The sequence below is a fragment of the Streptomyces sp. B15 genome, assembly GCF_018070605.1.
Taxonomy (GTDB): Bacteria; Actinomycetota; Actinomycetes; order Streptomycetales; family Streptomycetaceae; genus Streptomyces; species Streptomyces smyrnaeus.
In genome coordinates, this window is sequence record NZ_JAGPXJ010000172.1 from 1 (window position 1) to 6,910 (window position 6,910).

7 protein-coding genes and 1 pseudogene are annotated in these 6,910 nt (G+C 71.1%); 7 read left to right on the forward strand and 1 reads right to left on the reverse strand.

What is annotated here, in order from left to right; all coding sequences use genetic code 11:
* Both KBY19_RS35275 and KBY19_RS35280 read left to right on the forward strand, forming a co-directional pair.
* A pseudogene (locus tag KBY19_RS35275) lies at positions 1-303 on the forward strand (hypothetical protein); the annotation flags it as partial.
* A gap of 119 nt (positions 304-422) precedes the next feature.
* Positions 423-1,544 (forward strand): hypothetical protein, encoded by a 1,122-nt coding sequence (locus KBY19_RS35280; RefSeq protein WP_099880739.1) that lies wholly within the window; start codon positions 423-425, stop codon positions 1,542-1,544.
* On the opposite strand, the gene KBY19_RS35285 is transcribed toward KBY19_RS35280, so the two are convergent.
* A complete protein-coding gene (locus KBY19_RS35285; RefSeq protein ID WP_210967461.1) occupies positions 1,498-2,628 on the reverse strand; it encodes a M48 family metallopeptidase in 1,131 nt (376 codons plus the stop codon). The two genes, KBY19_RS35280 and KBY19_RS35285, sit on opposite strands and share 47 nt — an antisense overlap.
* A gap of 219 nt (positions 2,629-2,847) precedes the next feature.
* Between KBY19_RS35285 and KBY19_RS35290 the strand changes: the two genes are divergently transcribed.
* The 5 genes from KBY19_RS35290 (at position 2,848) to KBY19_RS35310 (ending at position 6,704) form a co-directional block, all read left to right on the forward strand.
* Positions 2,848-3,018, forward strand: a complete 171-nt coding sequence (locus KBY19_RS35290) for a hypothetical protein (protein ID WP_185016833.1) — start codon at positions 2,848-2,850, stop codon at positions 3,016-3,018.
* A 17-nt stretch (positions 3,019-3,035) separates the two neighbouring features.
* A complete protein-coding gene (nadD, locus tag KBY19_RS35295; protein ID WP_099880734.1) occupies positions 3,036-3,671 on the forward strand; it encodes a nicotinate-nucleotide adenylyltransferase in 636 nt (211 codons plus the stop codon).
* Complete coding sequence (locus tag KBY19_RS35300; protein WP_210967462.1) at positions 3,668-5,455, forward strand: LCP family protein; 1,788 nt, start codon at positions 3,668-3,670, stop codon at positions 5,453-5,455. The genes nadD and KBY19_RS35300 overlap by 4 nt, the downstream gene beginning before the upstream one ends.
* Before the next feature lie 134 nt (positions 5,456-5,589).
* Entirely contained in the window at positions 5,590-6,054 is a 465-nt protein-coding gene (rsfS, locus tag KBY19_RS35305) for a ribosome silencing factor (RefSeq protein ID WP_099880730.1), read from the forward strand.
* On the forward strand, positions 6,051-6,704 hold the full coding sequence (locus KBY19_RS35310; RefSeq protein WP_099886490.1) for a histidine phosphatase family protein: 654 nt from the start codon (positions 6,051-6,053) through the stop codon (positions 6,702-6,704). The genes rsfS and KBY19_RS35310 overlap by 4 nt, the downstream gene beginning before the upstream one ends.
* The last annotated feature ends 206 nt before the right edge of the window (positions 6,705-6,910 follow it).

Consider the following 6,910-nt stretch of genomic DNA (forward strand, 5'->3'; position numbering starts at 1 on the left):
GAGCTGGACCCGGCCTACGAGCACGGCGCCGACTTCGGATATCCGCATGGCGCCCATGGCCGGTACACGCCGTACGGCGGCGGCGTGCGCCCCTACCGCGGTCACCGCAACTGGCAGCGGCCCGTCGCCTGGGTGCTCGCCGTGGTGATGGGCATCGGCATGGTGGCCCTCGCCTTCTCGGCCGTCTACCGGGGCACCTCCAACCAGCGGCAGGACCCCAGCCCGCCACCGGCCACCACCGGCGTCGACCGCGAAGGACCGGGCGCCCTGCCCACCGTCTCCGTGGAACCCCCCGGCGGCTGAGCACCGTCGGCAGGGCCGGAAGCGGCCTGTCGCGGAAGGCGGAACAGGCCGCTGGGATTCCCGCAAGTTGGCCGGGGCCACGCCGTTCACCCCTGCCCGGTCGGTCCTACCCTGTCCTTATGGCCGGGCGAGTGGATCCTCCCGACGGGACGCCCGAGGGCGGTCCCAACGGCGGCGACGACGAATACCGAGCGCTGGTGTTCGACGAGTCGTTCATCAAGGCTGCGCGGCTCCAGGAGTTCTCGGCGCGGGAGCGCCTGCAGGACGAGGAGCACGCCGCGGTCCGCGCCCGCCCCGAGGCGGAGCGCCGCGGCGGAACGGGCCTGGGCTTCTCCCGGCAGGGGCTGATCCTGGTGCTGCTGATCGCCCTGGCCTTCGGCACCGCCATCTACATGGGCATACGGAATCCGTACCGGTCCCCGGCGCGGGCCGGCGCGGAGCCCCTGCACAGCGAAATGCTGCCGCTGGCGCCCACCGGCCGGGTCCCCGGCAGCACCCCGGCGGACCTGTTCGAGAACAGCCCTGCCGACCGGTTCGCGAAGGGGGCCGATGGAGTGGCACTGCCACCCGTTCGGAGCAGCGACCACTTCTCGGAGAGTCAGGTACTTGCCGCGCTCACCATGGCCAAGGAGTACGTGGTGCAAAGCTCGCTCGACCCCCAGGTGGTCGCCGGCGGCGCCGTGCGGCCGGTGCGGGTGCTGCTCAATCCCCGCCAGCAGCGCCAGTTCGACCGGAGCGTCGACAAGCCACGCAGTGACGGTCGGCACGCCGCCACGGCCTGGATGGTGCGCCTCGACACCGACAGGGCCGCGCTGGCCAGCTCGAAGGTACGGGTCGACGGCACGCTTGCCGTGCAGGAGGTCGGGGACGGCCTGGAGGTGACGGCCGACCACGTCTTCGTCTACGCCGTACGCCCCGCCGACGCGAAGAAGGGCGAGAAGGCCCGCACGAGCGCCTCCCTCTTCTCCGTCCGCAGGGAGGTGCGCTTCCGGTTCGAGCGCGAGGACCTGCGCGACCATCAGGTCAACGTACGGCAGGTCGCCATGCGCGCCGGCCCGATGGACTGCGGCGGGGACTCCTCCGAAGTGCTGACCCCGCTGGTTGCCGGCGAGCGCGCCAAGGACGCGGGAAAGGCGGGGACCGACCCGTACGAGCGGGGCCGGTCCGCCGCCTCGATGTGCGGGCTGCTGGCGTCTAGCGCTCAGCCGAGCCCGGACCATCCTTCCCGTTCGAGCCGTTAGCCCGTCCGTTTCCGCCGTTCCCCTCGCTTCCGCCGTCCTGACCCCCGGAGCCGCCCCGGCCGCCGGTGAAGGTGTCGCGCAGCCTGCCCCCGACGTCACCGACACCGCCCGCCAGATCGCGGACGAAGCCCATCAGCGGGTCCTTGCTGTTGCGCACCGACTCGGTGTAGTGGTTCGCCGACTCCCGGAACGAGTCCCGGACCGAGGTGTCCTGGTCCTCCGTGCGCTTCGGGTAGTGGCCGTCCATGATCCGCTGGAAGTCGCGGCTGGCCTCCCACTCCTTCAGCTCCGCGGCCCGCACGGTGGTGAAGGGGTGGGAGCGCGGCAGCACGTTCATTATCTTCAGCACGGAGTCGCGCAGATCGCCGCCCGCCTCGTACTCGTCGGCCTGCGCCAGGAAGGCGTCGACATTCATCTCGTGCAGGTGGTTGCCGCCGGCCAGCTTCATCAGCCCGCGCATCGACGCCTGCAGGTCCTGGCCCACCAGCAGCCCGGCGCGGTCGGCCGACAGCTCCGACTTGCGGAACCACTCGCGCAGCGCCGTCACCAGCGCCATGACCGCGACATTCCCCAGCGGGATCCACGCGACCTTGAACGCCAGGTTGGACAGGAACAGCAGTATCGTCCGGTAGACCGCGTGGCCGGAGAGCGCGTGCCCGACCTCGTGGCCGATCACCGCGCGCATCTCCTCCTCGTCCAGGAGCTCGACCAGGCCGGTGGAGAGCACGATGATCGGCTCATCCATACCGACGCACATCGCGTTGGGCTTCGGGTCCTGGGTGACGTACATCGGCGGGATCTTCTCCAGATCCAGGATGTAACAGGCGTCCCGCAGCATCGCGTTGAGATGGGCGAACTGCTGGTCGCTGACCCGCACCGAGTCGGAGAGGAACAGCAGCCGCATGCTGCGCTCGGGCAGCAGGCCGCTCAGTGCCTTGACCGCGGTGTCGAACCCGCTCAGCTTGCGCAGTGCGACCAGGGCCGAGCGGTCCGTCGGGTGCTCGTAGGCGCGTGACGAGATGCCCTCAAAACGCCGCCTCTCGCGGCCCGGCAGGCGCTCCGTGCCGCCTGTGCCGTCTGTCATCGTGTTTCCCCCTCATCGACTGGGCTGTCCACACTAGAGGGTGGGACGCGGAGCGGGGCCTTCCCGTTGCGTTCCGGATGAGTCGGGGTGAGGCGCCGGAGGGTCCCCGCTTACGATGTGGCTGCGCACCTCCGCGTCGCGCCGGTGTGTCCACCGGTCCGCGGCGAGGGACCAGCGCACGCCAACTGTCCGCGCCTCGAGGGATAGGTTCCGCCGACGATGACTCTGCCCAGCACCGCACATGCCACCCTGCTGACCCTCGCCTCCGGGGGCGAGCACGGTGAGGGCGGTCAGCACGAGAGCCTGAGCCCGTATCTGACCGGCGGCGGTGCGCTCCTCGCGCTGATGCTGCTGCTGTGGATCACCACCCGCTTCAACCGGGACCGCTGAGCGTAGAGTCGTCCCGCATGGGAGAGGACATAGTGCCCGGGACCGGTAAGCGGCGGCTCGGTGTGATGGGTGGGACCTTCGACCCCATCCACCATGGCCACCTGGTGGCCGCGAGCGAGGTGGCGGCGCGCTTCCACCTCGACGAGGTGGTGTTCGTACCGGCGGGGCAGCCGTGGCAGAAGAGCCACAAGCAGGTCTCGCCGGCCGAGGACCGCTATTTGATGACGGTCATCGCGACGGCGTCGAACCCGCAGTTCTCGGTCAGCCGCATCGACATCGACCGCGGCGGCAAGACGTACACGATCGACACGCTGCGCGAGCTCGCCGAGGCCAATCCGGACACCGACCTGTTCTTCATCACCGGTGCCGACGCGCTCTCGCAGATCCTCAGCTGGCGCAACACCGAAGAGCTCTTCTCGCTGGCCCACTTCATCGGCGTCACCCGTCCGGGCCATGCGCTGGCCGACCCCGGGCTGCCGCAGGGCGGGGTCTCCCTGGTGGAGGTCCCGGCGCTGGCCATCTCCTCCACGGACTGCCGCGCACGGGTGGAGCGCGACGACCCGGTCTGGTACCTGGTTCCCGACGGCGTGGTGCGGTACATCAGCAAGCGTGCGCTGTACCGGGGCGGCACGGAGGGGGACCCGCGAGCGTGAGCGACGGCTACGGATACGACCCGTACGGCCCGCAGCCCGAGATCATCGGCTACGACGAGTACGGCAGGCCCGTATACCGCAGGCAGGAAGCGCCGCAGGAGGGCACCTACGCCGGACAGGACCCGTACCCGGCGTACGATCCGTATGCCCAGGCCGCCCAGCCCCCCGGGCAGCAGCAGACCGGCTACGACCCCTATGCGGGCCATCCGGAGCAGCAGGGCGGCTACTACGACGCGTACGGCTCGTACGACCAGTACGCGCAGCAGCAGGCCCCCCAGCAGCACGCCCCCCAGCAGCAGACCCCGCAGCAGACCGCGCCCTACGCCGCGCCGCAGCAGCAGCCGGACTGGGTCCCCACCCAGGGCCGACCGCCGCAGCAGGAGCAGTACGGGGCCTACGAGCCGTACGAGCAGCCGGGGCAGCCCGGTGAGCCCGGACAGCCTGCCCCGTCCGAGCGGCCGGCGAACGGGGAGCCGCCCGCACAGGCCGGAACCGGCGCCGCTTCCGGCCGGGCCGAGGCGTCCTCCAACGCGGAGGGCGAATACCACACCGAACAGTTCTCGTTCGTGGAGGAGACCAGCGACGACTCCGAGGACGTCATCGACTGGCTCAAGTTCACCGAGAGCCGTACCGAGCGCCGCGAGGAGGCCAGGCGCAAGGGGCGCAACCGCGTCGTCGCGCTGGTCGTCGTCCTCGCGCTGCTGCTGGTGGGCGGCGTCGGCTACCTCTGGCACGCGGGCATGCTGCCGGGCACCGGCGACGACGCGGGCCCGGGCGGCGCCGCGGTGGGTGAGCAGCGGAACGTGATCGTGGTGCACCTGCGCGAGCGCGGTGACGCCAGCTCGACGGCGCTGCTCGTCGACAACGAGGGCGCGGGCGAGGGCTCCACCGTGCTGCTGCCCAACTCGCTGGCCGTCTCCACGGAGAACGGCACCACGACGACGCTGGGCAAGTCGGTGGAGGACCGGGGGGCCGGACCCACCCGTGACGCGCTGAACACCCTGCTCGGCTCCGGCATCAAGGGCACCTGGCGGCTGGACACTCCCTACCTGGAGAACCTGGTCGAGCTGGTCGGCGGTATCGCCCTGGACACCGACACCACCGTGCCCGGTGCGAAGAAGGGCGAAGAGCCGCAGGTCGAGCGGGGCAGCAAGCAGGACCTGGACGGCCGCGCCGCCGTCGCCTACGCCACCTACCGCGCCGCGGGCGAGCCCCAGGCCAAGCAGCTCGCCCGCTTCGGGCAGGTCATGCAGGCGGTGCTCAAGAAGCTCTCCAGCGACGCGGAGGCGGCCACCAAGACGGTCGAGTCCCTCGGCCAGATCCCCGATCCTTCGCTGTCCGAGTCCCAGCTGGGTGCCTCGCTGGCCAAGCTGGCGAACCACGCGAAGCAGGGCGACTACCGCACCCGGACACTCCCCGTGCGGGCCGACGGGACCCTCAGTCCGCAGGTCAGCGAGCAGGTCGTCAAGAAGGTGCTCGGCGGCAGCGTCAAGAACTCCGACCCCGACGCGGCGCCCCGGGTCAGCCTGAAGAACGCCACCGGCGAGCGCGGACTGGACAACGCGGCCTCCGCGGCGCTGGTCAACGGCGGCTACACGGTCGTCAAGGGCGGCAACGCCGCCACCCGCACCAGGTCGCTGGTGACCTATGCCGACGCCGCGAAGAAGGCCAAGGCCGAAGAGGTCGCCAAGACGCTGGGGCTGCCCGGCAGCGCGGTCCGCAAGGCCAAGGGCGCCGCCAACGCGGACGTCACGGTGCTGCTGGGAGCCGATTACAAGGGCTGAGACGTGGTCCACGACGACGAGGGCCGGCCGTGCGGCGCACACCGGGCGGTCGGCCCGGCGACATGGGCCGAAATCCGGTCGCGCGGCCGTGAGACCCTGGAAGACGAGATGTTTCCGACCCGAAAGCCTTGCCTGTGACCGCCACGGACCGTTCCCTCGAGCTGATCAACACCGCCGCCCAGGCGGCGGCCGACAAGCTCGCGCACGACATCGTCGCCTACGACGTCAGCGACGTGCTCGCCATCACCGACGCCTTCCTGCTCGCCTCGGCACCCAACGACCGGCAGGTCAAGGGCATCGTCGACGAGATCGAAGAGCGGCTGAACAAGGAGCTGGACGCCAAGCCCGCCCGCCGCGAGGGCGAGCGCGACGGCCGCTGGGTGCTCCTCGACTACGTCGACATCGTCGTCCACGTCCAGCACAGCGAGGAGCGGGTCTTCTACGCTCTGGAGCGGCTGTGGAAGGACTGCCCCGAGCTGGAGCTGCCCGAGGAGGCCAAGGCCACCCGTGGCAAGGCCGCCGAGCACGCGAACGCGGTGGCGGCGGGCGACGAGCAGCTGCCCGAACCGGCGGACGAACTGGACGGAGAACTGCGCTGAACGGCACGGGGGCGGTACGGAACCGCAAGATCGTTCTATGGCGGCACGGCCAGACGGCGTGGAACCTGGAGCGGCGCTTCCAGGGCAGTACGGACATTCCGCTCACCGATGCCGGCCTCGACCAGGCGCGACGTGCCGCACGGCTGCTGGCGGCGCTGAGGCCCGATGCGATCGTCGCCTCCGATCTGCAGCGCGCCGCGGCCACCGCGGCGGAGCTGGCCGCACTCACCGGGCTGGACATCTCCCACGACGAGGGTCTGCGGGAGACGTACGCGGGCGAGTGGCAGGGCCTCACCCACGAGGAGATCGTCGCCCGCTACGGCGAGCAGTACGCCGCCTGGAAGCGCGGCGAGCCGGTGCGCCGGGGCGGCGGTGAGCTGGAGACCGAGGTCGCTGAGCGGGCCGCGCCCGTGGTGGAGCGCGCCGTGGAGAAGCTGCCGGACGGCGGCACGCTCGTCGTCGTCAGCCACGGCGGCACCATCCGCACCACCATCGGTCGGCTCATCGGGCTGCCGCCCACCACCTGGGAGTCGCTGGGGGGTCTGTCCAACTGCAGCTGGTCCGTGCTGGGCGAGACGGTGCGTGGCTGGCGGCTGCTGGAGCACAACGCGGGCAGCCTGCCCGAGCCGGTGCTCGGCGACGACGACTGAGACGGGCCGCGGGGCGGACGACGGGGACGGGCCGGGGGCATCGGCGCCGTCGAAGGGCGGCGGACGGCCGGATTTCTCATTTGGCCTGGCCACCCGCTAAGCTGCTTCTCGTTCGCGGCGCTCCGGCGCCGGTCCTCGGGGCTATAGCTCAGTTGGTAGAGCGCTTGCATGGCATGCAAGAGGTCAGGAGTTCGATTCTCCTTAGC

Excerpts from the sequence above, each read along its gene's own strand:
- KBY19_RS35280 (WP_099880739.1), top strand. The coding sequence starts at position 423 with ATGGCCGGGCGAGTGGATCCTCCCGACGGGACGCCCGAGGGCGGTCCC.
- KBY19_RS35285 (WP_210967461.1), bottom strand. The coding sequence starts at position 2,628 with ATGACAGACGGCACAGGCGGCACGGAGCGCCTGCCGGGCCGCGAGAGG.
- KBY19_RS35290 (WP_185016833.1), top strand. The coding sequence starts at position 2,848 with ATGACTCTGCCCAGCACCGCACATGCCACCCTGCTGACCCTCGCCTCC.
- nadD (WP_099880734.1), top strand. The coding sequence starts at position 3,036 with ATGGGAGAGGACATAGTGCCCGGGACCGGTAAGCGGCGGCTCGGTGTG.